This window comes from Antarctobacter sediminis, from assembly GCF_019218285.1.
Classification (GTDB): domain Bacteria; phylum Pseudomonadota; class Alphaproteobacteria; order Rhodobacterales; family Rhodobacteraceae; genus Antarctobacter; species Antarctobacter sediminis.
Genome location: NZ_JAHUZG010000002.1, coordinates 1,240,807 through 1,265,969, shown reverse-complemented (window position 1 = coordinate 1,265,969; position 25,163 = coordinate 1,240,807). Strand labels below are relative to the sequence as shown.

The window sequence follows — 25,163 nt, the reverse complement described above, 5'->3', positions numbered from 1 at the left end:
ATCAGCGGCGCCGATGCATCGACACACGCCGGAACACGGTCGCCCACATCAGCCTTTGATCCGTGCAAGGATTTCGCCGCCTGGCATAGATCAGGTCCAGCTTGGCCTTGCGCGGAATGCAACGTCGGCAATAGACCTCTTCGGTCTCTTCCGCTGAACTGGTGCGGGCCAGCAGGCGCTCTTCGGTCTTGTGAAAGGCCATGGACGCCAAACCGGTGATCCCCGGACGATCCTTCAACACTTCGGCGTAGATCTCGGGATATTTTTCGACATAACGGCGCAAAGGCGCGCGCGGTCCGACAAACCCCATGTCACCACGCAGGATATTCCAAAGCTGAGGAAGTTCATCCAATCGCGTCCGACGCAGCCAGGCACCAGTCGGCGTGATCCGGTTGGACTTGGACGGGCCTGTGACGCCTTGGTCCGCAGGGTCGTTGCTCATGGTGCGGAATTTCCACAGCATGAAAGCCTTGTCCGGGCTGCGCATTCTCTCGGAACGATAAATGATCGGCCAGCCATCGTGCCACAAGACTTGAAATGCGACATAGATGATCAACGGCGACAACAGGACAACCATCCCGATCGCATAGAGAAAATCCAGCGTATACAATAGACTACGCCGCAAGTTCATGGCCAGGTCCCTCCTTGTCGCGCCGCGTTGACAAGGTGGTCAGCGGAATGGATATCGCACGTCAACTTGATGACCGGATCCAGCGCGGCGGTCGACAGCCAGACCAACGGAACCGCGCCTTTTGGTGCCCTGCGCCACGCCAGTTGACCCCCGGCAGCATGCACAATATCCGCCATCGGCGTCGGAGCAGGCGCTGCAACGTTAAAGGTGCCCTCCGCCCCGACGCGGATCAACGCCTCGATAACGCGCACCAAATCCTGCGGCGCGATATAGCTGCGTTGCGGCCCTTGACCGTCCGCAAACTGGTCCAGCGTGATCTTTTGGCCGGGGGTCAGGTTGGCGAAAAGACTGTCCGCCCCGGCAACGTTACCGATCCGCATGATCACGTTGCGCAACTTGCCCTTGGGTTCACGTGAAGCAATCGCCTGTTCCATGTCCAACTTGGCTTGCCCATAGGCCGATTGCGGGTCCGGCTGTTCCGTTTCAGGGATCGGGCCATCCGCCGGACGATAGACAGCCGCGCTTGAGCAATGCAGGACCGAACCCGCGCCAAGGGACTCGGCCAGTTCCATCGCCGCAAGAGCCAAGCGCGTATTGTCGGATAGTGTTCGTCCGGGCCCCGGCGTCACCCCCCAAAGGGCGACAACTGAGGCGATACCCTCGATGTCAGGTGGCGGATCGCCCGGTGCCCATTGCAAGCCATTGTCGAAAATAGGCAAATCACGTGTCACCGGCACAAGAGTATATAGATCGGATTGCCACAATTTGCTGACCATTCGGCCCAGTTTTCCGCTGGCGCCCAGCAGCAGAACCTTGCGCGCGTGCTGTGTTCCTGCCACGGTCGGACCCTCATATCACTTTCCTTTGACCGTCAGACTGTCTATCAGCGGAATGAGAGGCTAGAAAGTGACAAAGACCGGTTGGGGGACTGGAGTGTCTGCAAAGTTGAGACTTATCACCCTGTTGGCTGCTGTCCTCGCCCTGACGGCGTGCAGCCTGCCGCGCGGTGCCGCAATCCAATCCGAAGTCCTGAACCAGAAGGATGCGGAAAAACCAACCTTTCAGGTGATACAGGTCACGCGGGGCAATGTGCCCGGACTTGCCTCATGGGAGGCAAACGGTTGGCACGGTCATTATCATTGGCCAAACACCGGTCACGGCAGCAGTTCTTCTGTGATCCGCACCGGTGACAAGGTTGATATCATCATCTGGGACAGCCAGGAAAACTCGCTTCTGACCAATCCCGGTCAGCGTTATACCGAGATCAAGGCCGTCGAAGTGGACGCACAAGGCTCGATCTTCCTGCCCTACGTCAACAAGGTCGGCATTCGCGGTCTGACTGCAACCGGCGCACGCGCCAAGATCCAGGAACGTCTTTCGCCCATTCTGCCGTCCGCGCAGGTGCAGCTGAGCCTGCAACAAGGTCGCGATCATTCCGTCGATGTGGTCGGCGGTGTCGGCAAACCGGGCGCTTATCCGATGCCATCGCGCAACTACAAGGTGCTGAACCTTCTGGCAGATGCCGGAGGCGTCAAGCCAGAGCTGCGCAACCCCCGCATCCGCCTGCTTCGCGGGTCAAAGACCTATGAGATTTCGGTCGATCAACTGCTTGCGGACGGGTCCAAGAACGCGCTTCTTTTGCCCCGCGACACGGTTGTGATCGAACAGGACGAACGCAGCTTTACCGCGTTGGGTGCAAGCGGGATCGAGAACCTGATCTATTTCCCGAAGGACTATATCTCTGCGCTTGAGGCGATTTCGCTGATGGGCGGGATTTCGGACACCCGTGCCGATCCCAAGGGCGTGCTGGTGCTGCGGGAATATCCGGCGTCGGCTATTCGGCCGGACGGCTACGGCCCTTCGATGCAGCAGGTGGTCTTTACCCTTGATCTGACCAGCGCCGACGGCCTCTTTGCCGCTCGCAAGTTTCAGATCCACCCCGGGGATACGGTTCTTGCAACCGAAAGCCCGGTAACAACGGCCCGAACGATCTTTGGTTTGGTGGGCGCGGTCTTGGGCGCGTCCTCACAGGTCAACACGTTGGCCAACTGATACAGTTTCCATCGGGCGCCCTGAGCGCCCGTTTTCTTACGTATTGCGAGTCAGGGGCGGGGCATGGGTCTCTTTCGTTTCCTCGCCGAAAATGCGCGTTGGCTGGCGGCTGGAGCGCTGCTCACTTTCCTGTCGAGTTTCGGCCAAACCTTCTTCATTTCGATCTTTGCCGGTGAAATCCGCGATGCCTTCGGGCTCAGCCACGGCCAATGGGGCGGCATCTACACGCTTGGCACCAGTGCCTCGGCGGTGGTCATGATCTGGGCCGGTGCCTTGACAGACAAGTACCGGACGCGAGTGATCGGCTCTGTTGTTCTTGCACTGCTTGCAGGCTCCTGCCTGTTCATGGCGCTGAACCTATGGGCCGCTTTGTTGCCGCTGGTGATCTTCGCCTTGCGGTTTTGCGGTCAAGGCATGGCCAGCCACATTGCCGTCGTGTCAATGTCGCGTTGGTTCGTGGCCACCCGCGGCAAGGCGTTGTCGGTCGCAGGCTTGGGGTTTGCCGCGGGCGAAGCGATCCTGCCCGTCAGCTTTGTCTCGCTTATGTTGGTGATGGATTGGCGCTGGCTCTGGTTGGCGGTGGCCGCTGTCAGCCTGCTGTCTGTTCCGGTCCTGCTCTTGCTTTTGACCAAGGAACGCACACCGCAAAGCCACGCGGAAACCGATCATTCCATCGGGATGGAGGGACGTCACTGGGCGCGGGCCGAAGTTCTGCGACATTGGCTTTTCTGGTTCATGGTCCCGGCGCTATTGGGTCCGGCGGCGTTCAATACGGCCTTTTTCTTTCAGCAGGTGCATTTCGCCGAAATCAAAGGCTGGACCCACCTCGAACTGGCCGCATTGTTCCCGGTCTATACAGCCGCCGCCGTAGGCGCGATGGTCGTTGCCGGCGGCATGCTGGACCGGGTTGGCACGGGCCGATTGATCCCTTGGTCCCAGCTTCCGATGGTTGCCGGTTTCCTGTGTTTTGCCCTTGGAGGGTCTATCGGCTGGACACTGGTGGGATTGCTGTTCGTTGCCATGACAACTGGCGCGACACAAACCTTGCCCAATGCGTTCTGGGCAGAGTTCTATGGCACCCGAAACCTTGGTGCCATCAAGGCCATGGCAGCGGCCGTCATGGTGTTCGGGTCAGCAATCGGGCCGGGCGTAACCGGCTACCTGATTGATTTCGGTGTCGGAATCGAAACGCAATACATTGGCGTCGCCGTCTATTTCGTCTTCGCCAGCGTGATGATGTGGGTTGGTGTCACCCGGGCGCGGCGGATGTTGTAGACTGCGGCAAGCGCCGCATCAGCCAATAGTCGGCATCGGTGACAGGTTCGCGAAACTGCCCGACTGTCCGATAGCCAAGCCGTTCATAAAATCCCATGTTCCAGGGAGTGAAGGTTTCGAGGAAAGTTGCCGCCCCGCTTGCATCTGCATCCGCAAGAACGGGCCGCACCAACTGTGCGCCAAGTCCCCTACCCTGACATTCAGCCCGAAGGCCAAGGATCGACAGATACCAATCCGAAGGATCGATCAAAGGTTCCGCAGCCTTCTCCATGAACTCACAAATCGCCTTGTAGGTCGCCAAGGCCTCTGGCCCCAGCGCGGCCAAGATCATGGATGATTTGGCGTTTGACTTGCTCTTGGCCCGCGCGTGATCCAGCGGAACGGACCAAAGCGAAGCCCCGTCTTGCGCATCTGGCGCATAGACAACCCGCCCAAAGCTTTCCGCTTCGGCTATGGAAAGGTCGAAATAGGCTAGCATCCCTAAGTGGCCTGTACCGGAACGGGCCTCTATGGTGGCGTAGAACGGATCGCTTGCCAGCGCAGAGTACAACGCCCTGGAAATGGACCTGTATCGGCGCGCGGCGCGCAGGGCATCAGAGGCCTGCTCTGTCATCGACGCCGCCGCAGGTAGACGTAGTAGGCACCTTCACCGCCATGTTTGCGATGCGCTTCTGAAACTTGCAGAACGGCCGAGGCAGCCGGCGCCATCTTGAGCCACATCGGAACCTGCGTCTTGAGAACACCACGTCTGCGCGGCATGGGATCATAGGGATCTTCGCGTTGCCCCTTTCCGGTGATGACCAGCACCAGACGAAAACCCCGCATCTGAGCGCCGAGAATGAATTGAATCAACGCCCCATGCGCATGATCCACCGTCATGCCGTGCAGATCCAAACGCGCTTCGGGGACCAGTTTTCCGCGCTTCAGCTTGGTAAAGGCCTTTGCATCCATACTGACCGGCGCTTCGTGAAGATGGTCGGCGGTCGTCTTGGGAAAGACATGCGTCTGGGTGCGCGGCAAGGCGCGCTCGCCCATCGCAAATGGCGACAGCGGGTCGCGAGGCGCTGGCTTTTCACCGGACAGAGGTTTGGGCGCGCCCTCTCCGGCATCCGGTTTGCGAACAGGTCGTTTGTGCAAAGGATCAGCCGAGCGGGCCACCTGTTGCCAGAGTTCCTGTTCTTCGGGACGAAGCTTGCGACGACGGGTCATAGGCCTGCTTCGGGCAAAAGCGCATAGGCACGCTGAATGGGCATCAGGACAACCATACGCCCGCCATCTTTGGTCCGTCCCGCAATGCGGCCAGCCTCTTCGCCGGTGCCAAAGAAAATGTCAGCCCGTTGCGCCCCCTTGATGGCGGATCCCACATCCTGCGCAATCATCAGCCGGTTCATCGGACCTTCGCCGGTCTTTTCGACCCAGACCGGCGCGCCCAGAGGTGTATACTTGGGGTCGACCGCGACGGAACGCAGCGGCGTGATCGATCTGTTCATTGCCCCCAACGGTCCCTTCTCGGGCGGCACCTCGTTGACCTCGCGAAAAAAGACGTATGCCGCGTTGTGGAACAACAGTTCACGCCCCGCATCGGGATTGCGGCGGACCCAGTTGCCAATCACCTGCATCGAAACCTGGTGTGCGGTGTAGATACCACGCCGAACCAGTTCACGCCCGATGGACCTGTAGGGGTGTCCGTTGGCGCCGCCATAGCCCACGCGAATGACCCGGCCATCGGGGAAGCGAACCCGACCGGACCCTTGAATTTGCAAGAAAAATAGTTCGACCGGGTCATCAACCCAGGCAATTTCCAAACCGCGCCCGTCCATCACGCCCGAGGACAGGATCTGGCGTCGGGTCAGCCATGGACGATTGCGCCGCGCCTCTGGTGGCATCCGGTAGATGGGAAAACGATAGGTCGCGTTGCGATAAGGGGCACCGTCAAGCTCTGGTTCGAAATATCCGGTAAAGAGCATCTCGTCCCCGTCTTCGATCAAGACAGGACGGAACAGAAGCTCGAAAAAACTGCGGGCGTCATCCGTTTCATGCGCCAAAGCACAAAGCGCACGCCAATCCGGATCATCCAAATCGCCGCAGGTTTCCAGAAAGGCGGTCAGCGCCGCGGCGTGGTCATCATGGGCCCAACCCTGCAAATCCGCGAAATCGAGGATTTCATAACGCGGCCCCGTCTCGGATGAGGCGGGGCCGGTCATGAAGGATATCGCAAGCGAGATTGCAAGGAATAGTCGAGTCATTCGTCCGTGGCGACAAGCTGCCAGTTGGGGTCATCGCTGCCCATCGTGCGGGCATAGGTCCAGACATCTTTCTGTCGTTTCACGGCGGTTGCCGACCCTTCGATCACTTCGCCTTCGGCATTTTTGACCACCGAGGTCAGTTCGCCCACGTAGCGCACGGTGATCTCGGCCAGACCCGATGCCTCGTCGAAACTTGCGTCTGCAAGGGTCAGTTCACGGACACCAATGAACTCTGCCTCAATGGACAGACCCTGCTGTTCACGCTGTTCGACCACCTCGGCAAAGGTCTGATAGACATCATCCGCAAGGAACGGACGCAGGTCGGTGACAGCGCCACGTTCAAATCCCATGAGGATCATCTCATATGCTCCGCGTGCACCCGACAAGAATTCGGACACCGAAAAATGCGGTTCGATCCGCTTCATGGCGGCCAGCGCCTTGGCGGCATCGCTGTCTTCGGCCACGTGGTCAATGATGTCGTGATCCGGACCGCCGTCGATGACTTCAAAGTCGCGCGGCGCGCGACGGCGTTCATCGCTGGGCGCCGGCGCTGGCGGTTTCTCGAACCCTTCCCGGGTGCCCAACACGCTCCGCAAGCGCAGAACGAGGAATATGGCGATTCCGGCGAGAACCAGAAGCTGGAGGATGGGAGAGTTCATCGGCACCTCTTTGCGGGCAACGTTTAAAGATCCTTGTTGGTTTCTTATGTAGGTGAGGCGTGTGGGTGAGTCCACCTGCGCGGCTCGGATATGGAGGACCTTCGCATGTGGCTTTTCCTGGCTTTTCTCATGGTGCCGCTGATTGAAATCGCCCTGTTCATTCAGGTGGGCGGTCTGATCGGCCTGTGGCCGACGCTGGCGGTGGTCATTCTGACGGCCGTTGTGGGCACGTGGTTGGTGCGCGCGCAGGGACAGCTTGCGATGAACAACCTGCGCAATAGCTTTTCCGCGCTGGACGACCCTAGCGAGCCACTGGCCCATGGGGCGATGATCCTCGTGTCCGGCGTGCTGCTATTGACCCCCGGATTTTTCACTGATGCGGTCGGTTTTGCCCTGCTGGCACCGCCGGTTCGAACCGCTGTCTTTGCGTGGGCGCGAAAGCGTGTACAAGTGACGCGCTTTCAGATGGGACCAGATCCGCGTGGTCCGGTTTATCCCGATCCGCACAGTCAATCGCGCCAAGGCGATGTGATTGACGGTGAATTCACCGAGGTCCCAAAGGACAAAGCCCCCAATCACCCCGGTTCGGGCTGGACGAGGCATTGAGGGTTCCCTCGGGCGCTGCTATGCCTCGCCCGGAGATTTTCACGGGAGACCCGATCCATGGCAGAGACCAACGGCAATGGGCAGGCGCCGCAGCCGCCCAAGATGAGCATTCTGGCGCAATTCATTCGCGACCTGTCCTTCGAAAACATCCTGTCGCAAAAAGGCGTCAGCGGTGAGGTTCAGCCGGACGTACAGGTCCAGGTCAACCTGGACGCAAAGAAACGTACGGTCGAAAACCAGTACGAAGTTGTCATGAAGCTCAAGATCGAGTCCAAGGCAAAGAGTTCGGGCGATGTGCTGTTCCTGATGGAACTGGATTATGCCGGTGTCTTCTCGATCGAGAACGTCCCCGAAGACCAGATGCATCCCTTCCTGCTGATCGAATGCCCGCGGATGCTGTTCCCCTTCGTGCGCCGGATCGTGTCCGACGTGTCGCGCGACGGTGGCTTCCCGCCGCTGAACCTCGAGACCATCGACTTTCTTGCGCTTTACCGCAACGAAATCGCCCGCCGTCAGGCGGCCCAGGAAGGTCAGGCCCCGGCCTGACCCCTGCGGCGCGCGCTCAGGCCTTGTGCCAGAGCGCCTCGTCCCCGAGCTTTTCGACAAAGGCGGCGTGAGCCGCCTTTTCTTTTTCCGTCAAACGGGACGGCAATGGCTGTGTTCGCGGGCGCGGACGCCACAGAGGCTCGGAAGATACCGGACCGCTGCTATCACTGGTATCAGCATTGGAGAGGCCAAAGTCGGGCTGTTTGCCACCGATCAGTTCAAGGTAGACTTCGGCCAGGATCTCGGAGTCGAGCAAGGCCCCGTGCAAGGTCCGTGACGAGTTGTCGATCCCGAAACGACGGCAGAGCGCATCCAGCGAGGCTGGCGACCCCGGAAAGCGGCGACGTGCGATATCCAGGGTATCTACGGCACAATCCCGTGCCAATTGCGGCCGTCCCGACCATTGCAGCTCTGCGTTCAGAAACTTTACGTCGAAGGTTGCGTTGTGAATGACCAGCTTGGAGTCCCCGATGAAATCGCGGAACTCATCGACGATCTTGGCAAAAACCGGTTTGTCCTTGAGCGTGATTTCCCCGGGATTGGCGGGCCGTGGGGGGGACAAAAGATCGGGACCGATGCCATGTACGCCAAAGGCTTCGTCAGGCATGTCCCGTTCGGGGTTGATGTACTGGTGATATGTGCGCCCGGTGGGCACGTGGTTCATCAGCTCCAAAGCACCGATTTCGACGATACGGTCGCCGCTGTTTGGGTCGAACCCGGTGGTTTCGGTATCGAGCACGATTTCACGCATTTTCAATCCTCCGCTCGATGTCTTTCATCACGTCCCGCACTTGGGCCTTCGCATGCTCAAACGTGTCGGTCTGGATAACATAGGTGGACCGGGCGCATTTTTCGTCGTTCGGCATCTGCCGCGACAGGATGCGATCCAGATCGTCGGCCGTCATGGTCCCACGCGCAAGGACACGCTCTATCTGTGTTTCACGTGGAACAGAAACACAAGCAGTAGCGTCCATTTCTATATCTCCACCTGTTTCGAAGAGCAGAGGAATGTCGAAAACTCCGATCCGATCGGGATGAGAGACAATAAAGGCGGCCCGGTCTGCCTGCACGAGCGGGTGAACGATCGCTTCGATCTGTTTCAACGAGGATGGATCATCGGCAATCACCTGCCGGAGCGCCGCGCGGTCGACCTCTCCGTCGGCAATCGCTTGCGGAAAAAGCGCCTCCAAAGCGGCAACCGCCGCGCCGTCCTTGCCATAAAGCCGATGAACGGCGGCATCCGCGTCCCAAACGACACATCCGGCATCGGCAAACAGCGCTGCCGTCGTTGATTTTCCCATACCGATAGAGCCGGTTAGGCCGATCTTGTATTTCATCCGAGGATCGCCTGCCGCGTGGCTTCATCCACCTCGGGACGTTGACCGAACCATCGTTCGAACCCGGGGACAGCCTGGTGAAGGAGCATCCCTAGCCCATCAACCACCGTCGCGCCCTGAGCGCGGGCTTCGGCCAGAAGGCGCGTTTCCAGTGGGGTGTAGACCAGATCTGTGACCAGCATGCCCGGCGCCAGGGCATCCAAGGGCACCCGCAGCTCTGGCTTTCCAGACATCCCAAGCGAGGTTGTGTTCACAACCGTCGCACATCCTTCGACGATATTTCCGGCCTGAACCCAGTCATGCACTTCGACCCGGGTTCCGAAATCCTCCCGCAGCTTTTCGGCTCTTGGGCGGGTCCGGTTCGTAAGACGGATTTCCGGCACACCAACATCCAACAAAGAGGCGATGACTGCGCGGGCCGCACCCCCTGCCCCAAAGACGGTGGCCGGACCTGCGGTCGGATCCCAATCAGGCGCGTTCTGATGCAGGTTCTGCATAAAGCCATAGCCATCGGTATTGTCCGCGTGGATTCGGCCATCCGGACGGAAAATCAATGTGTTGGCCGCACCGATCAGGGTCGCCCGGTCCGAAACAAGATCGGCGATTTCCATCACCTTTTCCTTGTAGGGAACCGTCACGTTCAATCCGACAAAACCCAGTTCTGGCAATAGCCTCAGCGTCTCGGCCAGTTTCTGTTCTGGCACTTCGATGGGGATGTAGTGCCCCGGCAGACCATGCGCTTGCAGCCAATGGGCAAACAAACGTGGCGAGCGGGAATGTGCGACCGGCGATCCGATGACGGCGGCAAGGGGGATACGCGCGAGGCTCATGCGGAGATGGTTCCTCTGTTCGTGAGATATGCCAGCAGTTCAAGCAGCGGCAAACCAAGGATGGTGAAATGATTGCCTTCGACCCGGGCAAAGAGGCGGATTCCTTCGGCTTCGAGCTTGTACCCGCCGACCGAGGTTCCGATATCGGGCCAGTTGCGATCCAGATAGGCCTCAAGATAGGCATCGGAGAAAGCCCGCATGGTCAAACGGGCCGTCCCCACATGTCGCCATACAGGCTGTGCCTCATGATAGAGGACCGCCGCGGACAGCAACCTGTGTGTTTGCCCCCGAAGCTCCTGCAACTGTTCCCTGGCCTCGATCCGACTTTGCGGTTTCGAGAGAATCCTGCCGGAAAAATCGAGCACCTGATCACAGCCAAGAACCAGTTTGTCAGGATAGCGCCCGCCCAGTTTCCGCGCCTTGGCCTCTGCCAGAGCGTCGGCGATGTCGCGCGGGCTGGCCTCTTCGGCCAGCAGCGCCGCCTTCAGACTGTCTTCATCCACGCGCGGCGATTCGGTTTCAATCGCCAATCCGGCCGCGCGGAGCATTTCGGCACGGATCGCGGAGGTCGAGGCGAGGAGAAGATCAAAAGACATGGGGATTAAACCGGGGAAAGATCGGTGCGCAGGCTTGTCGATGTTTCTGCGGAAAAAGCGCGGCACATGCAAGCTTGGGGGCAAAGACACCACCCTTCCCCACCAAAGCAAGAGTCCTCACCCTGTGAGAAAGGACAAGTTGACGGGCTTGGGTAACGTGGACAGACGATGTTTGTTGGCACAGAAATCCCAAGGTACGGAATCCGAACGTCTGCCCTCTATCTATCTGGATTCCATCACTAATTTCGGAGATGTGAAATTCTCTCCGGGAACCGCCCCCGAAGTTATCCAAAGGGTGCTTCCCTGTTTGGAAGGATGGGGAAAACCAGGTAATCCCCAGAAATCCAGCGCCCTAAACCATCAAAAACCTTTTTCTTTATCTATTTTTTAAAGAAAGGACGCTCCGCGATCCGGATTGACGAGTGAGCCAAGAATGCGATACTCACTCGCATCCTCCGTCCGGAGGAGACTTTCCCGTTAGACAAAGGATACGTGGGCCTTCGGGCACCACCTTATGTGCCATGAGCGAAGAAAAGCTTAACCTCTCCGACCTGAAGGCGAAGAGTCCCAAGGATCTGTTGGCGATGGCCGAGGACCTCGAGATCGAAAACGCCTCGACGATGCGGAAAGGCGAGATGATGTTCCAGATCCTGCGCGAACGCGCGGACGAAGGCTGGATCATCTATGGCGACGGCGTGCTGGAAGTTCTTCAGGACGGATTTGGCTTTCTGCGCTCACCCGAGGCGAACTATCTTCCCGGTCCCGACGATATCTACGTATCGCCTGACATGATCCGTAAGTATTCGCTGCGCACGGGGGATTCGATCCAGGGCGAGATGCGCGCACCGGATGGAGAAGAGCGCTATTTCGCGTTGGTCTCGGTGTCTGAGATCAACTTTGAAGAGCCTGAGCGGGCCCGTCACAAGATCGCTTTCGACAACCTGACGCCGCTCTACCCCGATGAACGGCTCAAGATGGAGATCGAAGATCCGACCATCAAGGACCGTTCCGCCCGGATCATCGACCTTGTTGCACCAATCGGTAAAGGACAGCGTTCGCTGATCGTTGCCCCGCCGCGGACCGGTAAGACAGTTCTGTTGCAGAACATCGCCACAAGCATCGAGAAAAACCATCCCGAGTGCTATCTGATTGTGCTTCTGATCGACGAACGTCCTGAAGAAGTGACCGACATGCAGCGTTCGGTGAAGGGAGAAGTCATTTCCTCGACCTTTGATGAACCTGCAACGCGTCACGTGGCGGTTTCGGAGATGGTGATTGAAAAAGCCAAACGTCTAGTGGAACACAAGCGAGATGTTGTGATCCTTTTGGACTCTATCACCAGACTTGGTAGAGCTTTCAATACAGTGGTGCCGTCGTCCGGTAAGGTTCTGACCGGTGGTGTCGACGCGAACGCGCTGCAACGGCCCAAGCGTTTCTTTGGTGCGGCGCGGAACATCGAAGAAGGCGGCTCTTTGACCATCATCGCCACGGCCTTGATCGATACGGGTAGTCGCATGGACGAAGTGATCTTTGAGGAATTCAAAGGCACCGGTAACAGCGAGATCGTTCTGGATCGTAAGGTTGCTGACAAACGCGTCTTCCCGGCTTTGGACATTCTCAAGTCTGGGACGCGGAAAGAGGACCTGCTGGTCGACAAGATCGATCTGCAAAAGACCTTTGTCTTGCGTCGTATCCTGAACCCGATGGGGACGACGGATGCCATCGAATTCCTGATTTCGAAGCTCAAACAGACCAAGACGAACTCCGAATTCTTCGATTCGATGAACAGTTGACCCTGCCATGGACACCATCTTTGCCCTGGCGAGCGCGGCCGGGAAGGCTGGCGTCTCTGTGGTCCGGACATCTGGCCCCCGTGCGTGGGATGCCGTGAAAAACCTTGGTGGCGCGATCCCCGCGCCGCGCATGGCCTCCGTCCGCCGTTTGGTGACGCCCGCCGGCGACTTTCTGGACGAAGCTCTGGTTCTGGTCTTTGAGGAAGGTGCGAGTTTTACCGGCGAACGTGTGGCAGAGTTCCAGGTGCATGGCAGTGTTGCCGTGGTTCAGGCTCTTTTGCGCGAGCTTGGGACCATGGAGGGGTTTCGCGGTGCGGAACCCGGAGAATTCACGCGCCGGGCCTTGGAGAACGAGCAATTGGATCTTAGCCAGGTCGAAGCGCTGGCGGACTTGATCGATTCGGAAACGGAGCAACAAAGACGTCAGGCGTTGCGGTTGTTGACCGGGGCTTTGGGAAACAGGGTTGCGGGATGGCGTCAAAAACTGTTGAGCGCTCTCTCTCTGTTGGAAGTCACGATCGATTTTGTCGACGAGGAAGTGCCGGTGGATGTGTCGGACGACGTTCGGCAATTTCTTGAATCGGTCTCCGGTGAGATCCAGCGTGAGCTTCAGGGGCTAGAGTCGGCTGAAAGGTTGCGCCTTGGCTTTGAGGTGGCAATCGTCGGCCCGCCGAATGCGGGGAAGTCCACGCTTCTCAACTATCTTGCGGGACGGGAGGCGGCGATCACATCGGATGTGGCCGGGACAACACGTGACGTGATCGAGGTCCGCATGGAAATCGGCGGACTGGCAGTGACGCTTTTGGATACGGCTGGCCTGCGCGAGTCTGAGGACAGCGTTGAACAGATCGGTGTAGCCCGCGCGCGTGAGCGTGCAGGTTCTGCGGATTTACGGGTTCATCTGGTGCTGAAGGGTGGCGTGCCCATGCTTGCGGTGGAAGACGGTGATATTGTTGTTCAGGCGAAGGCGGATGAAGGTGGTTGCGGGGTTTCCGGTCTGACGGGGGCTGGTGTACCGGCGCTTTTGGAAACGATCGAGAACCGGTTGTTGGACGAAGTTCAGGGGGCTGGGTTGGCGTCGCGGGAAAGGCATAGGGTTGCCTTGGCGGAGGGCCACTCCCATCTGGAACAGGCATTGTTGCTTTTGGAAGATGGCGCGGATCTGTACGATGTGACCAGCGAAGAGGTGCGGATCGCGCTGAGGGCGCTGGAGCAGCTTGTTGGTCACGTTGATGTTGAGCAAGTCTTGGATCACATCTTTTCAAGCTTCTGCATCGGCAAGTAGGGAGTGTTTCACGTGAAACATCGTCGAAGTGATGTTGTCGTTGTTGGCGGCGGCCACGCCGGAACCGAGGCAGCCGCAGCATCGGCGCGTATGGGTGCCGATACAGTATTGGTTACGCTCAGGCACCAAGATCTTGGGGTGATGTCCTGCAATCCTGCAATTGGTGGGCTTGGAAAAGGCCACCTTGTCCGGGAAATCGATGCGATGGACGGGATCATGGGCCGGATTGCGGATGCGGCTGGCATACAGTTTCGCTTGTTGAACCGACGCAAGGGACCAGCCGTCCAAGGGCCTCGGGCACAAGCTGATCGCAAACTTTATGCAGAGGCGATGCAGAGGGAGATTGCCGGCACCCAAAACCTGACGGTTGTAGAAGGCGAAGTTGTCGACTTCGTAATGGAGAACGACAGGGTCTTGGGTGTCATCCTTGCCGATGGATCCGAGATCAGGGCCACGTCAACTGTGCTCACCAGCGGAACTTTTCTGCGTGGTGTCATCCATATCGGAGACGTTCAGAAACCGGGTGGACGTATGGGTGACCGTCCGTCCGTCAAACTTGCTGATCGCGTTCGCGATATGAACCTCCCTATTGGGCGTTTGAAAACCGGGACACCGCCTCGATTAGACGGACGCACGATTGATTGGAGCGGGCTGGACATGCAACCGGGCGACGACGATCCGGTGATGTTTTCGTTCCTCTCCCCTGCCCCACTGGCGCGTCAAATTTCCTGCGGGATCACACATACGACTGAACGCACTCACGAAATCATCCGGGAAAATCTGTCGCGTTCCGCCATGTACGGCGGTCACATCGAGGGTGTTGGACCGCGATACTGTCCCTCTATTGAAGACAAGGTGGTCCGGTTTGCCGATAAGACGTCCCATCAGATCTTTTTGGAACCTGAGGGCCTTGACGTTCCCACCGTTTATCCGAACGGAATTTCCACATCTTTGCCCGTGGATGTTCAAGAGGACTATGTTCGCAGTATTCCCGGCTTGGAACGTGTCGAGATCATGCAGCCCGGCTATGCGATCGAATACGACTATGTCGATCCTCGCGCGCTGACGGCTACGTTGTCGGTCCGAAATGTTCAGGGTCTTTACCTTGCCGGTCAGATCAACGGCACGACGGGTTATGAAGAAGCGGCCGCGCAAGGGTTGGTGGCTGGTTTGAATGCAGCTGCATTTGCCCGAGAGCTTGATCCGGTCCGTTTCTCACGGACTGATAGCTACATCGGTGTGATGTTGGACGATCTCACAACACGAGGCGTTACCGAACCCTATCGCATGTTTACCAGCCGCGCCGAGTTCCGCTTGTCATTACGGGCTGACAATGCCGATCAACGTTTGACGCCAAAGGCGATTGATCTTCATACCGTGTCAGAGGAACGGAAAAGTCAGTTTGCGCACAAAATGGATCGATTGGCCGCGGGCCGGCAGACGCTGGAGTCGCTTCATTTCACCCCGGGTGAACTGCGCTCGATCGGGATCAATGTGAACCAAGATGGAACGCGGCGAAGCGCGTTTCAAATGCTGTCGTTCAAGGATGTGACACTTGAAAGCTTGATCCCACTAAATTCAGACATTGGTGCGCTGGATGCCGAAACAGGCGCCCAGCTAGAGCGTGAGGCGCTTTATGTAAATTATATCGACCGCCAAGCACGCGACGTTGAGATCCTGAAGAAGGATGAGGCACTTGTGATTCCGGGCGACTTTGACTTTGAAGCGCTACAAGGCCTGTCCAACGAGCTAAAAGGAAAACTGGCCCGGACACGTCCGGAAACAATTGCGCAGGCAGGCCGAATTGACGGAATGACACCTGCGGCTCTGACGCTGATCCTTGCCAAGATTCGTCAGTTTCAACGCAAAGATGCTGTATGATCACCAGTGATACTCTTGGCGTCGATGTTTCACGTGAAACACTGGATCGGCTGAACCTCTATTTGGCCTTACTTAACAAGTGGAATCCAAGGATAAACCTTGTCGCACGGAACACACTCGGTGAGGCAATTCACCGTCACTTTGCGGATTCCGCACAACTAACCATGATTAGGATTTCATGCAGGGGATCATGGGTTGATATCGGCAGCGGCGGGGGGTTTCCGGGCCTAGTTGTCGGGATCATTCTGGCCGAGAAATCACCGGACACCTCGCTGAACTTGATCGAGTCGGATACCCGAAAAGCGACCTTTCTGCGCCATGTGATTCGGGAAACCGGATTATCCGCGAAGGTGTACTCAGACCGGATTGAAAGCTGTTCGCCGCAACTCGCTGACATCCTGTCTGCGCGCGCACTTGCTCCCTTGCCCAAGTTGCTGGGTTTCGCGCATCGCCATCTGGCAAAAGGCGGTACGGCCTTGCTAATGAAGGGAGAAAGCTGGGGAAAAGAAGTCGAAGAAGCACAAGCGGAATGGCAATTTTCCTGCACGCCGCATACAAGTAAGACCAACCCCAACGCAGTTGTCCTCGAAATCGGAGACCTCGTCCATGTCTGATCCGACGCGCCCACCGGGTCCGAAAATCATCGCCATTGCCAACCAGAAAGGCGGCGTCGGCAAGACCACGACGACGATCAACCTTGGTGCGGCGCTGTGCGAACAGGGGCATAAGGTTCTGGTGGTCGATCTCGATCCGCAGGGCAATGCGTCGACAGGTCTTGGGATAGAACCCGAAGATCGAGAATTGACGACCTATGATCTGCTTCTTGGTGAGGTTGCATTGGACCAGGTGATCCTTGGCACATCGACCGATAATCTGTCGCTGATCCCGGCCACTGTTGATCTCAGCTCGGCTGATATCGAGCTTTTCTCGAACGAAAAGCGCAGTTTCCTGTTGCATGACGCACTTCGCCAACCAGCTCTGGACGATTTTGGTTTCGATGTCATCTTGATCGATTGTCCCCCGTCCCTGAACCTTCTGACGGTCAACGCGATGGTTGCTGCGCATTCTGTCTTGGTTCCGTTGCAAAGCGAGTTTTTTGCCCTCGAAGGCCTGTCGCAGCTCATGCTGACGATCCGGGAAGTCCGGCAAAGCGCAAACCCTGCTCTGCGCATCGAAGGCATCGTTCTGACGATGTACGACTCGCGCAACAACCTGTCGCAACATGTCGAAGCGGATGCGCGTGCCAATCTTGGCGATCTGGTCTTCTCTACCGTCATTCCACGCAATGTGCGCGTGTCCGAAGCTCCCTCCTATGCGCTTCCGGTCTTGTCCTATGACAGTTCCTCGAAGGGCGCACAGGCTTACCGGGCGCTCGCCGAAGAGCTCTTGAAGAAAAACGATAAACGCGCCGCCTAATCTGCGGCAAAAGAGGACAGGCATGGCAGAAAAACCCAGAAAAGACGTTCGACGGGGGCTTGGTCGTGGACTTTCCGCCTTGATGGCGGATGTGAATGCGGCCGAAGAAACGGTACAAACCGAAAACCCGCGCCGCCCTGACCGGATGCTTCCGATCGAATCGCTGGTTCCTAACCCGGACCAGCCGCGGCGCACGTTTACGCAGGACCAGTTGAACGAACTGGCCGCGTCGATTCGCACCAAAGGTGTGATTCAGCCGCTGATCGTACGTCCCTCCCCTCGTGACGAGGGGAAATTTGAAATCGTCGCGGGGGAACGCCGCTGGCGTGCTTCGCAGCTTGCGCAGCAGCATGAAGTTCCTGTTCTCATCCGTGAGTTCGACGATATCGAAGTTCTCGAAGTCGCAATTATCGAGAATATTCAGCGTGCCGACCTGAACGCGATCGAAGAGGCAGCCGGCTATCGGCAGTTGATGTTCAAATTCGGTCACACTCAGGAAAAGCTGGCCGAGGCGCTCGGGAAAAGCCGCAGCCACATCGCCAACCTGATGCGTCTTCTCAATCTGCCCGAGACTGTCCAGGAACTGGTGACCGAAGGCCAGCTCAGCGCCGGTCACGCCCGTGCCTTGATCACAGCGCCCAATCCCGAGGTTCTTGCCAAGACGGTGGTTGAAAAGGGCCTGTCGGTCCGGGACACCGAGAAATTGGTGAAACAGGACAGCCCCGAAAGCAAGCCGCGCAAGAAGGCTCCAGAGGGCGCTTTCAAGATGGATAAGGATGCGGACACTCGCGCGCTTGAAGGCGACCTGAGCGCGGCTTTGGGCATGAAAGTACTGATCGACCATAAGCCCGGACAGGATGCCGGCCGTCTGACGATCTCCTACGACACGCTTGAACAGTTGGACGCGCTATGCGGTTTGCTTAGCACGTCCCGCTGATCTTCAGGGCATCAAGGCAGCGATCACCGAATTAAGGACCAACCGTCCCTTTTCGGTGGTCCAAAGCCGCGAGCCTTTCGTCTGTACGAAACCCAGATCCCGCATTTCCGCCAGTGCTGATCCTGCTGCGATCTGCGGATCGAGTTGATGTAGTCTGTCTATATCTAGGCCTTCAGAAAGACGTAGCCCCATCATAAGGTATTCCGAGGCTTGATCTTGCAGGCTCAGGATTGCCCGGCTTTCCGTGCCATTGCCCCTTTCCGCCTCTTCCAGCCATTTGCCCGGCATAGACCAGGCTACCGTGGCCTGTCGCTCCGTACCGGTTCCCACGCGGCCATGAGCACCGGGGCCAACGCCAACCCAGTCACCATAATGCCAATAGACCAGATTGTGCCGCGACTGCGCACCTTCCCTTGCATAGTTTGACACTTCGTAGGCCTCGAACCCCGCAGAGCGGCAAAGCTCTTGGGTCAGTTCATACATACCGGCCCCAAGGTCCTCATCGGGCAGGCCGCGCAAGCCGCCATTCCGGGCGCGATCCCAAAAGGCTGTGCCTTCTTCGATCGTCAATTGGTACAGCGACAGGTGATCGGCTGCCATATCCAGGGCTTCGGAAAGTTCATTCTGCCAGTCGGACAGGCTTTGATCCTGTCGTGCATAGATCAGGTCAAAGCTGACACGATCAAAGACCGACCGTGCGACATCGAACGCGGCTTTTGCCTCGCCCGCATCATGCAGCCGCCCCAAACGGCGCAAATCCACCTCCCGCAAAGATTGCACCCCCAACGAGACCCGGTTGACCCCGGCGCGGGCATATCCTTCGAAACGCCCTGCTTCCACCGAGCGTGGATTGGCTTCCAGCGTGATCTCTATGTCATTGGAAAAGGTCCAGAAGTCTCGCGCGGCATCTATGACCGATTTGACGGTCTCGGCCTCCATCAGGGAAGGCGTGCCGCCGCCAAAAAAGATCGACCGCAGAACTCTGTCGGGGGATTCCCGCCCTGCCCTGCGGATTTCGGCTGCCAGAGCGTTGGCCCATCGCCTCTGGTCTATCTGGCGCGTGACATGGCTGTTGAAGTCACAATAGGGGCATTTAGCTTCGCAGAACGGCCAGTGGACATAAAGCCCGAACCCGCCGCTCTGCCAGTTTTCAGGCGTGTCAGCTCTCAAAGCAGCCCGCCACGAATTTCCGAAACGCATCGGCGCGATGCGAAATCTTGTTTTTCTCCCAGCGATCCATCTCGCCAAAGGTCACGTCATGTCCATGGGGCTGAAAGATCGGATCGTAGCCATGGCCCTGAGATCCGCGCATGGGCCAAACGACCTGGCCCTCCATGACACCGGGAAAAACAGCATCTTCGCCGTCTGGCCAAGCCAAAACCAGTGTACAGCAGAACCGAGCGGTCCAAGGCTCTGCCGCGCCACTTTCCACCAACAGGCGGTGCGACTTCTCCATTGCCATGACAAAATCGCGACCCTGCGGCGTTTCCGACCAATCGGCAGTGTAGACACCCGGCGCCTTGTCCAATGCGTCGATTTCGATCCCGGAGTCATCTGCGAGGGCCGGCAGCCCTGTCGCCTTTGCGGCGGCATGGGCCTTGATCCGGGCGTTTTCGACAAAGGTCGTACCGGTTTCTTCCGGCTCGGGCAGGCCCATCTCGGCAGCGCCGACACAGGTCACACCGAAGGGCTCAAGAAGATGTGCGATTTCTTCCAGCTTGCCCTTGTTGTGCGTGGCCACCAGAAGCCGATCTCCGTCGAACCGGCGCATCACGCCACCGCGGCGCGCTGAGCGGCAACCAGTTCGGACACACCTTTTTCGGCAAGGTCCATCAGTTTGCCCATCTCGTCGCGGGAAAAGGTGGATCCTTCGGCGCTCATCTGGACTTCGATCAGGCGACCATCGCCGCGCAGAATGAAATTCCCGTCGGTCCCGGCTTCGCTGTCTTCGGGGTAATCAAGGTCCAGAACCGGCTGGCCAGCATAGATGCCGCAGCTGACTGCGGCGACTTCTGACACCAGCGGATCGGTAACGATATCGCCTGCTTTCAACAGCTTGTTGACCGCAAGCCGCAGGGCCACCCAGCCGCCGGTGATCGAAGCGCAGCGCGTACCGCCATCCGCCTGGATCACGTCACAGTCCACGGTGATCTGACGCTCGCCAAGCGCGTTTCGGTCAACGCCCGCTCGCAGCGCGCGCCCGATCAGTCGTTGGATCTCGACCGTTCGGCCACCCTGTTTGCCGGCTTGTGCTTCGCGCCGCATCCGGGTCGAGGTCGACCGGGGCAGCATGCCATATTCAGCAGTCACCCAGCCCTGACCGGATCCCTTGATAAACGGCGGCACACGCTCTTCAAGGGTGGCTGTGCAAAGCACATGGGTGTCCCCCATGCGAATCAGGCACGAGCCTTCGGCATGTTTGGTCACACCCGTTTCGATTGAAACGTCGCGCATTTCGCTTAGATTTCGTCCCGACGGTCGCATGGCTAGCCCTTCCATAATGTCATGCAGGGGATAGACAGCGGCAGGCTACAGATGCAACCCCGATTGACGCCGGGAACACAGGCTCTTTAATGGCTCCACAGAGGGCAAGAAGATGACTGAGGCACGAGAACTCCTGTCCCAGATGAATGACCGGTCGCGCGAGGTGTTTCGCCGGGTGGTCGAAGGATATCTGGCAAGCGGCGAACCCGTAGGTTCCCGCACCCTGACCCGTACCCTGTCGGAAAAAGTTTCGGCCGCGACGATCCGTAACGTGATGCAGGATCTGGAGTATCTGGGCTTGCTGGACAGCCCGCATGTCTCGGCCGGGCGCATTCCGACACAACAGGGCCTTCGGATGTTTGTCGATGGCCTGCTGGAGGTGCGGGACCTTGATAACGAGGACAGGGAAAAGCTGGACGCGACCCTGGGCCGGAATGCGGGAGACGTTTCGGGGCTGTTGGATGCGGTCGGTTCGGCCCTTTCGGGGGTGACACAGGGGGCCTCGCTGGTGCTGACGCCGAAACATGAAGCGCCGCTCAAACATATCGAGTTTGTCAGCCTCGCGCAGGACCGGGCCTTGGTGGTGATTGTATTTGCCGATGGCCATGTCGAGAATCGAGTGTTCACACCCCCGCCCGGTCTGACGCCAAGCGCCATGCGCGAGGCGGCGAATTTCACCAATGCTCTGGCCGAAGGTCGGACCTTGAGCGAATTGCGCAGAGCGATGCAGGCCGAGATCAAGCGCCGCCGTCAGGAAATCGACGGTCTGGCCGCGGATCTGATTGACGCCGGGATCGCCGTCTGGGACGGCAACGGAGACAGTGGTGAGCGCCTGATCGTGCGCGGCCGGGCCAATCTATTGGGCGAAGATTCCGCGCAGGACGAACTGGACCGCATTCGGAGCCTGTTTGACGATCTTGAACGCAAGCGGGACATCGCCGAATTTCTGGAACTCACCGATGAAGGCGAAGGGGTGCGCATTTTTATCGGCTCCGAGAACAAACTTTTCTCACTTTCGGGTTCCTCTCTGGTGGTCTCTCCATATATGAACGCGGACCGAAAGATCATTGGTGCGGTGGGCGTCATTGGACCCACCCGCCTCAACTACGGTCGGATTGTGCCGATCGTGGATTACACGGCTCAACTGGTCGGGCGGATGATCGCTGACCGGAGTTAGAGGTAGAAAAGATGGCAGACCCGAAAAAGGACGATTTCCTTGACGACATCGAAACGGCCGAAGCTGAAGAGCAAGCCGAATTGACCGGGGAGATCGACGACATCGCAATGGAAATCGATACGCTGCGCGCCGAACGGGACGACTTCAAGGACAAGTTCATGCGCGCCCTGGCGGATGCGGAAAACGCCCGCAAACGTGCTGACAAGGACCGCCGCGAAGCTCAGGCCTATGGTGGCACACGCATCGCGCGCGACTTGCTGCCGGTATATGACAACCTCAACCGCGCCCTCGCTGCGGCGCAGGAAGAAGGTAGTCAGGCCTCGACTGCGCTGGTGGAAGGTGTGGAGCTGACGCTGAAAGAATTGCTGAAGGTTTTTGAACGTCATGGCGTGACCCGGATCACACCCGAGGTTGGTGACCGGTTCGATCCCCAGCAACATGAAGCGATGTTCGAGGCACCGGTGCCGGGTACAAAGGCCGGTGACATCATCCAGGTTTCGGCCGAAGGTTTCCTATTGTATGATCGCCTTCTGCGCCCGGCGCAGGTTGGCGTCAGTTCGATGCCAGCGTCCTGACGGGCGGCGGCATCGAACTCGATCAACCGTTAAACATGACCCTTGGTCCCGTGGGGCCAGGGGAAAAAGTGAGGGGGGCTTTGCCCCCTCGGCCTTTGGCCTTCACCCCCAGAGTATTGTTACCAAGAAGAAACAGGACGCCGATTCGGCCCGTTTCATTTGGGGTGAAGCAGGTTTTTCAGGTCGTAGAGTGCCTGCAAGGCTTCGCGCGGTGACAGGTCGTCGGGCATGAGGTCACGCAGCTTTTCCTCGACCTCGGACGTTTCACGGGAAACATTCGGTGCCGGGGTGCGCGCTGCGGCAGAGAAGAGCGGCAGGTCGTCGATCAGCGCCTTTGGGCTGGTGCGTTCGCGTTCGCCTTTTTCCAGCGCTTCCAGAACGTCGCGGGCGCGGGTGATCACCGCCGTGGGCAGTCCCGCCAGTTGCGCGACCTGTACGCCGTAAGATCGATCCGCTGCGCCCTCGTGTACCTCGTGCAGGAAGATTACTTCGCCGTCCCACTCCTTGACGGCCACGGTGGCGTTCGATACGCCGTCCAGCTTGCCGGCAAGCGCCGTCAGTTCGTGATAATGCGTGGCAAAAAGCCCCCGCACCCGGTTCACTGCTTGCAGATGCTCCAAGGTTGCCCAAGCGATCGAGAGGCCGTCATAGGTTGCGGTGCCGCGTCCGATCTCGTCGAGGATGACGAGGGCTCTTTCGTCGGCCTGGTTCAGGATGGCGGCCGTTTCGACCATTTCCACCATAAATGTCGAGCGGCCGCGCGCGAGGTCATCGCTTGCCCCTACGCGGCTGAAGATCTGACTGACAAGGCCCACGTGGGCCGATTGCGCGGGCACGTAGGATCCCATTTGGGCCAACAGCGCGATCAGGGCGTTCTGGCGCAGGAAGGTCGACTTGCCAGCCATGTTCGGGCCGGTGAGCAAGGTGACGGCAGCCCCCTGCCCTTCGGCGTTCAGGGTGCAGTCATTGGCGATGAACGGCGTTCCGCTGGCGGCCAAAGCGGATTCCACTACCGGATGGCGGCCTGCAGTGATCTGGAAGGCGCGGCTGTCATCCACTTGGGGGCGGCACCAGTCGCGTTGACGGGCCAGTTCGGCCAATGCCAGGGCCAGATCGATTTCGGCAAGTGAAAGCGCCAGATCGTACAGCGCCGGGGCGGTATCCAGAACCGCGCTGCGCAGTTCCTCGTAGATGCGGCGTTCGATTTCCAACGCTTCATTGCCGGCGTTCAGGATTCGCCGCTCCAGTTCGGACAGTTCGACCGTGGTAAAGCGGACCTGATTGGCGGTTGTCTGACGGTGGATGAACCGTTCGGACAGGGCAAACATCTTGTCCGCGTGGACCGCGGTCGTTTCAATGAAATAGCCCAAGACGTTATTGTGTTTGATCTTGAGGGATCCAACGCCGGTTTCCTGCGCATATTCGCCCTGCATCCGGGCAATCACGCCCCTGCCCTCGTCCCGCAAGGTTCGCGACTCGTCCAGCGCCGAGTCATAGCCGGGGGCAACGAATCCACCATCGCTGACTTTCAGTCCGGGTTCCGCCACCAGCGCGGCATCCAGAAGATTGGTCAGGGCATCCTGTCCGGTCAGGGCTTCGACCGAGCGTGCAATCAGGTCAGGCACGTCTTGGTTGGACAGACGCGCGGCGATCTCTTCGGCCTGTGTCAAGGCAATCCGGACCGCAGCCAGATCACGCGGACCTCCCCTGTCCAATCCAAGGCGAGACAGCGCGCGGTCAAGGTCGGGTACGGATTTCAGGCTGGCGCGCAGACTGTCGGACATAGGGCCTTCGACGCCCCAACGCACAGCCTCAAGCCGTTCCTGAATCACCTCCAGATCGCGGGAGGGCGACGATACACGCCGTTCCAGCAGGCGGGCCCCGGCCGATGTTACCGTCAGATCGATCACCGAAAGCAGGGACCCGGCGCGCCCGCCTTGCAGGCTTTCGGTCAGTTCAAGGTTGCGCCTTGTGGCGGCGTCGATTTGCAGGATGCGGGTGACTTGCTCCTGACGCGGTGGCCGCAGCAGCGGCAACCGTCCCTTTTGCGTGATGTCGAGATAGTCGACCAAGGCACCCATGGCCGAAAGTTCTGCCCGGCCAAAGGCGCCGAACCCTGCCAACGACTGCACTTTGAACAGCTTTTCCAGGCGAGTTTCCGCAGCCCCGGACTCGAACGAGGCGGTCCCAAGAACCGTCGGTTCGATCCCCAGGTCCGTCAGAACGTCGCGCAGGATTTCCTCGGTGCTGTCCGAGGCCAAAAGTTCCGAAGGGGCCAGCCGTGCAAGTTCTGCCCCGATCCGCGCTCGGGACAATGGCATCACGTGAAATGCGCCGGTGGAAATATCGGTCCAGGCCAGCGCCCAGTCATCCCGTACCTGCCCCAGAGCCGCGAGGAAATTGTGCCGGCGGGCCTCCAGCAGCGAATCCTCGGTCAGCGTGCCGGGGGTGACCAACCGCACCACGTCGCGCCGCACCACGGATTTATAGCCGCGTTTCTTGGCTTCCTCGGGGCTTTCCATCTGTTCGCCCACGGCGACGCGGAAACCCTTGCGGATCAATGTCAGCAGGTACCCCTCGGCCGCATGCACAGGCACGCCGCACATGGGAATGTCGTCCCCTGCGTGTTTGCCTCTTTTGGTTAGGGCGATGTCCAACGCGGCGCTGGCGGCCACCGCGTCATCAAAGAACAACTCATAGAAGTCCCCCATGCGGTAAAACAACAGCGCATCGGGGTACTGTGCCTTGATTTCGAGGTACTGCGCCATCATCGGCGTCACCGCCGTATCCTTCGCTGTTCCCTTTCCGGCCTTGTTAGCGCTCACGAACCTTCCCCC

General features: G+C 58.9%; 26 protein-coding genes. 12 read left to right on the top strand and 14 right to left on the bottom strand.

Translation table 11 applies throughout. The features are described from left to right. Position 1: 1 nt before the first annotated feature. Together KJP30_RS13965 and KJP30_RS13960 are read right to left on the bottom strand one after the other, a co-directional pair. Positions 2-631: a sugar transferase gene (locus KJP30_RS13965; protein ID WP_218449873.1), complete on the bottom strand. Its 630-nt coding sequence runs from the start codon at positions 629-631 to the stop codon at positions 2-4. Beyond that, on the bottom strand, positions 628-1,470 hold the full coding sequence (locus KJP30_RS13960; protein WP_218449872.1) for an NAD-dependent epimerase/dehydratase family protein: 843 nt from the start codon (positions 1,468-1,470) through the stop codon (positions 628-630). Before KJP30_RS13960 ends, KJP30_RS13965 begins: the two co-directional genes overlap by 4 nt. Before the next feature lie 106 nt (positions 1,471-1,576). On the opposite strand from KJP30_RS13960, the gene KJP30_RS13955 reads away from it, so the two are divergent. Both KJP30_RS13955 and KJP30_RS13950 read left to right on the top strand, forming a co-directional pair. Next, positions 1,577-2,683: a polysaccharide biosynthesis/export family protein gene (locus tag KJP30_RS13955; RefSeq protein WP_246594497.1), complete on the top strand. Its 1,107-nt coding sequence runs from the start codon at positions 1,577-1,579 to the stop codon at positions 2,681-2,683. Between the two features lie 63 nt (positions 2,684-2,746). Next, positions 2,747-3,958 carry an MFS transporter gene (locus KJP30_RS13950; protein WP_218449871.1) on the top strand — a complete coding sequence of 404 codons (1,212 nt, stop codon included), beginning with the start codon at positions 2,747-2,749 and terminating at the stop codon, positions 3,956-3,958. Here the strand turns inward: KJP30_RS13950 and KJP30_RS13945 are convergent. The 4 genes from KJP30_RS13945 to KJP30_RS13930 all read right to left on the bottom strand — a co-directional run bounded on the left by KJP30_RS13945 (position 3,933) and on the right by KJP30_RS13930 (position 6,863). Beyond that, on the bottom strand, positions 3,933-4,436 hold the full coding sequence (locus KJP30_RS13945; RefSeq protein ID WP_218449870.1) for a GNAT family N-acetyltransferase: 504 nt from the start codon (positions 4,434-4,436) through the stop codon (positions 3,933-3,935). The genes KJP30_RS13950 and KJP30_RS13945 overlap by 26 nt on opposite strands. 131 nt (positions 4,437-4,567) lie before the next feature. Then, positions 4,568-5,167, bottom strand: a complete 600-nt coding sequence (locus KJP30_RS13940) for a Smr/MutS family protein (RefSeq protein ID WP_218449869.1) — start codon at positions 5,165-5,167, stop codon at positions 4,568-4,570. After that, on the bottom strand, positions 5,164-6,204 hold the full coding sequence (mltA, locus tag KJP30_RS13935) for an MltA domain-containing protein (RefSeq protein WP_218449868.1): 1,041 nt from the start codon (positions 6,202-6,204) through the stop codon (positions 5,164-5,166). The genes KJP30_RS13940 and mltA overlap by 4 nt, the downstream gene beginning before the upstream one ends. Continuing rightward, positions 6,201-6,863 (bottom strand): Tim44/TimA family putative adaptor protein, encoded by a 663-nt coding sequence (locus KJP30_RS13930; protein WP_218449867.1) that lies wholly within the window; start codon positions 6,861-6,863, stop codon positions 6,201-6,203. The genes mltA and KJP30_RS13930 overlap by 4 nt, the downstream gene beginning before the upstream one ends. Positions 6,864-6,968: 105 nt before the next feature. Between KJP30_RS13930 and KJP30_RS13925 the strand changes: the two genes are divergently transcribed. Both KJP30_RS13925 and secB read left to right on the top strand, forming a co-directional pair. Further along, a complete protein-coding gene (locus KJP30_RS13925) occupies positions 6,969-7,469 on the top strand; it encodes an FxsA family protein (RefSeq protein ID WP_218449866.1) in 501 nt (166 codons plus the stop codon). Positions 7,470-7,526: 57 nt separating this feature from the next. Continuing rightward, positions 7,527-8,015, top strand: a complete 489-nt coding sequence (secB, locus tag KJP30_RS13920; protein ID WP_218449865.1) for a protein-export chaperone SecB — start codon at positions 7,527-7,529, stop codon at positions 8,013-8,015. A 16-nt stretch (positions 8,016-8,031) separates the two neighbouring features. Here the strand turns inward: secB and dnaQ are convergent, their stop codons facing one another. Genes dnaQ through KJP30_RS13900 form a run of 4 tightly spaced genes read right to left on the bottom strand, consistent with a single transcriptional unit; the run spans position 8,032 to position 10,778 of the window. Beyond that, on the bottom strand, positions 8,032-8,766 hold the full coding sequence (gene dnaQ / locus KJP30_RS13915; RefSeq protein WP_218449864.1) for a DNA polymerase III subunit epsilon: 735 nt from the start codon (positions 8,764-8,766) through the stop codon (positions 8,032-8,034). Then, positions 8,759-9,352 carry a dephospho-CoA kinase gene (gene coaE, locus KJP30_RS13910; RefSeq protein ID WP_218449863.1) on the bottom strand — a complete coding sequence of 198 codons (594 nt, stop codon included), beginning with the start codon at positions 9,350-9,352 and terminating at the stop codon, positions 8,759-8,761. Before coaE ends, dnaQ begins: the two co-directional genes overlap by 8 nt. Continuing rightward, positions 9,349-10,182, bottom strand: a complete 834-nt coding sequence (locus KJP30_RS13905; RefSeq protein WP_218449862.1) for a shikimate dehydrogenase — start codon at positions 10,180-10,182, stop codon at positions 9,349-9,351. Before KJP30_RS13905 ends, coaE begins: the two co-directional genes overlap by 4 nt. Next, positions 10,179-10,778: a Maf family protein gene (locus KJP30_RS13900; RefSeq protein ID WP_218450165.1), complete on the bottom strand. Its 600-nt coding sequence runs from the start codon at positions 10,776-10,778 to the stop codon at positions 10,179-10,181. The genes KJP30_RS13905 and KJP30_RS13900 overlap by 4 nt, the downstream gene beginning before the upstream one ends. 521 nt (positions 10,779-11,299) lie before the next feature. Between KJP30_RS13900 and rho the strand changes: the two genes are divergently transcribed. Genes rho through KJP30_RS13870 form a run of 6 tightly spaced genes read left to right on the top strand, consistent with a single transcriptional unit; the run spans position 11,300 to position 18,090 of the window. Then, complete coding sequence (gene rho / locus KJP30_RS13895; protein ID WP_218449861.1) at positions 11,300-12,571, top strand: transcription termination factor Rho; 1,272 nt, start codon at positions 11,300-11,302, stop codon at positions 12,569-12,571. A gap of 7 nt (positions 12,572-12,578) precedes the next feature. Next, the gene (gene mnmE, locus KJP30_RS13890; protein ID WP_218449860.1) at positions 12,579-13,856 is read left to right on the top strand and encodes a tRNA uridine-5-carboxymethylaminomethyl(34) synthesis GTPase MnmE; all 1,278 of its coding nucleotides are present in this window, start codon (positions 12,579-12,581) and stop codon (positions 13,854-13,856) included. Between the two features lie 3 nt (positions 13,857-13,859). Next, a complete protein-coding gene (mnmG, locus tag KJP30_RS13885; protein ID WP_218449859.1) occupies positions 13,860-15,737 on the top strand; it encodes a tRNA uridine-5-carboxymethylaminomethyl(34) synthesis enzyme MnmG in 1,878 nt (625 codons plus the stop codon). Beyond that, positions 15,734-16,351, top strand: coding sequence for a 16S rRNA (guanine(527)-N(7))-methyltransferase RsmG (gene rsmG / locus KJP30_RS13880; protein WP_218449858.1), 618 nt, complete (start codon positions 15,734-15,736; stop codon positions 16,349-16,351). Before mnmG ends, rsmG begins: the two co-directional genes overlap by 4 nt. After that, entirely contained in the window at positions 16,344-17,153 is an 810-nt protein-coding gene (locus KJP30_RS13875; RefSeq protein WP_218449857.1) for a ParA family protein, read from the top strand. Before rsmG ends, KJP30_RS13875 begins: the two co-directional genes overlap by 8 nt. 22 nt (positions 17,154-17,175) lie before the next feature. After that, entirely contained in the window at positions 17,176-18,090 is a 915-nt protein-coding gene (locus KJP30_RS13870; RefSeq protein WP_218449856.1) for a ParB/RepB/Spo0J family partition protein, read from the top strand. A 3-nt stretch (positions 18,091-18,093) separates the two neighbouring features. Here KJP30_RS13870 and hemW read toward each other — a convergent pair whose 3' ends face one another. From hemW to rph, 3 genes are read right to left on the bottom strand one after another with little or no spacing between them, the layout of a single operon-like run. Continuing rightward, positions 18,094-19,260 carry a radical SAM family heme chaperone HemW gene (gene hemW / locus KJP30_RS13865; RefSeq protein ID WP_246594495.1) on the bottom strand — a complete coding sequence of 389 codons (1,167 nt, stop codon included), beginning with the start codon at positions 19,258-19,260 and terminating at the stop codon, positions 18,094-18,096. Then, complete coding sequence (gene rdgB, locus KJP30_RS13860; RefSeq protein WP_218449854.1) at positions 19,250-19,861, bottom strand: RdgB/HAM1 family non-canonical purine NTP pyrophosphatase; 612 nt, start codon at positions 19,859-19,861, stop codon at positions 19,250-19,252. The genes hemW and rdgB overlap by 11 nt, the downstream gene beginning before the upstream one ends. Next, the gene (rph, locus tag KJP30_RS13855) at positions 19,861-20,574 is read right to left on the bottom strand and encodes a ribonuclease PH (RefSeq protein ID WP_218449853.1); all 714 of its coding nucleotides are present in this window, start codon (positions 20,572-20,574) and stop codon (positions 19,861-19,863) included. Before rph ends, rdgB begins: the two co-directional genes overlap by 1 nt. A gap of 112 nt (positions 20,575-20,686) precedes the next feature. On the opposite strand from rph, the gene hrcA reads away from it, so the two are divergent. Next, a complete protein-coding gene (hrcA, locus tag KJP30_RS13850; RefSeq protein WP_218449852.1) occupies positions 20,687-21,751 on the top strand; it encodes a heat-inducible transcriptional repressor HrcA in 1,065 nt (354 codons plus the stop codon). A gap of 11 nt (positions 21,752-21,762) precedes the next feature. Continuing rightward, positions 21,763-22,326 (top strand): nucleotide exchange factor GrpE, encoded by a 564-nt coding sequence (locus KJP30_RS13845; RefSeq protein WP_218449851.1) that lies wholly within the window; start codon positions 21,763-21,765, stop codon positions 22,324-22,326. Positions 22,327-22,481: 155 nt separating this feature from the next. Here the strand turns inward: KJP30_RS13845 and mutS are convergent, their stop codons facing one another. Further along, positions 22,482-25,097, bottom strand: a complete 2,616-nt coding sequence (gene mutS, locus KJP30_RS13840) for a DNA mismatch repair protein MutS (protein ID WP_218450164.1) — start codon at positions 25,095-25,097, stop codon at positions 22,482-22,484. Between the last annotated feature and the right edge of the window lie 66 nt (positions 25,098-25,163).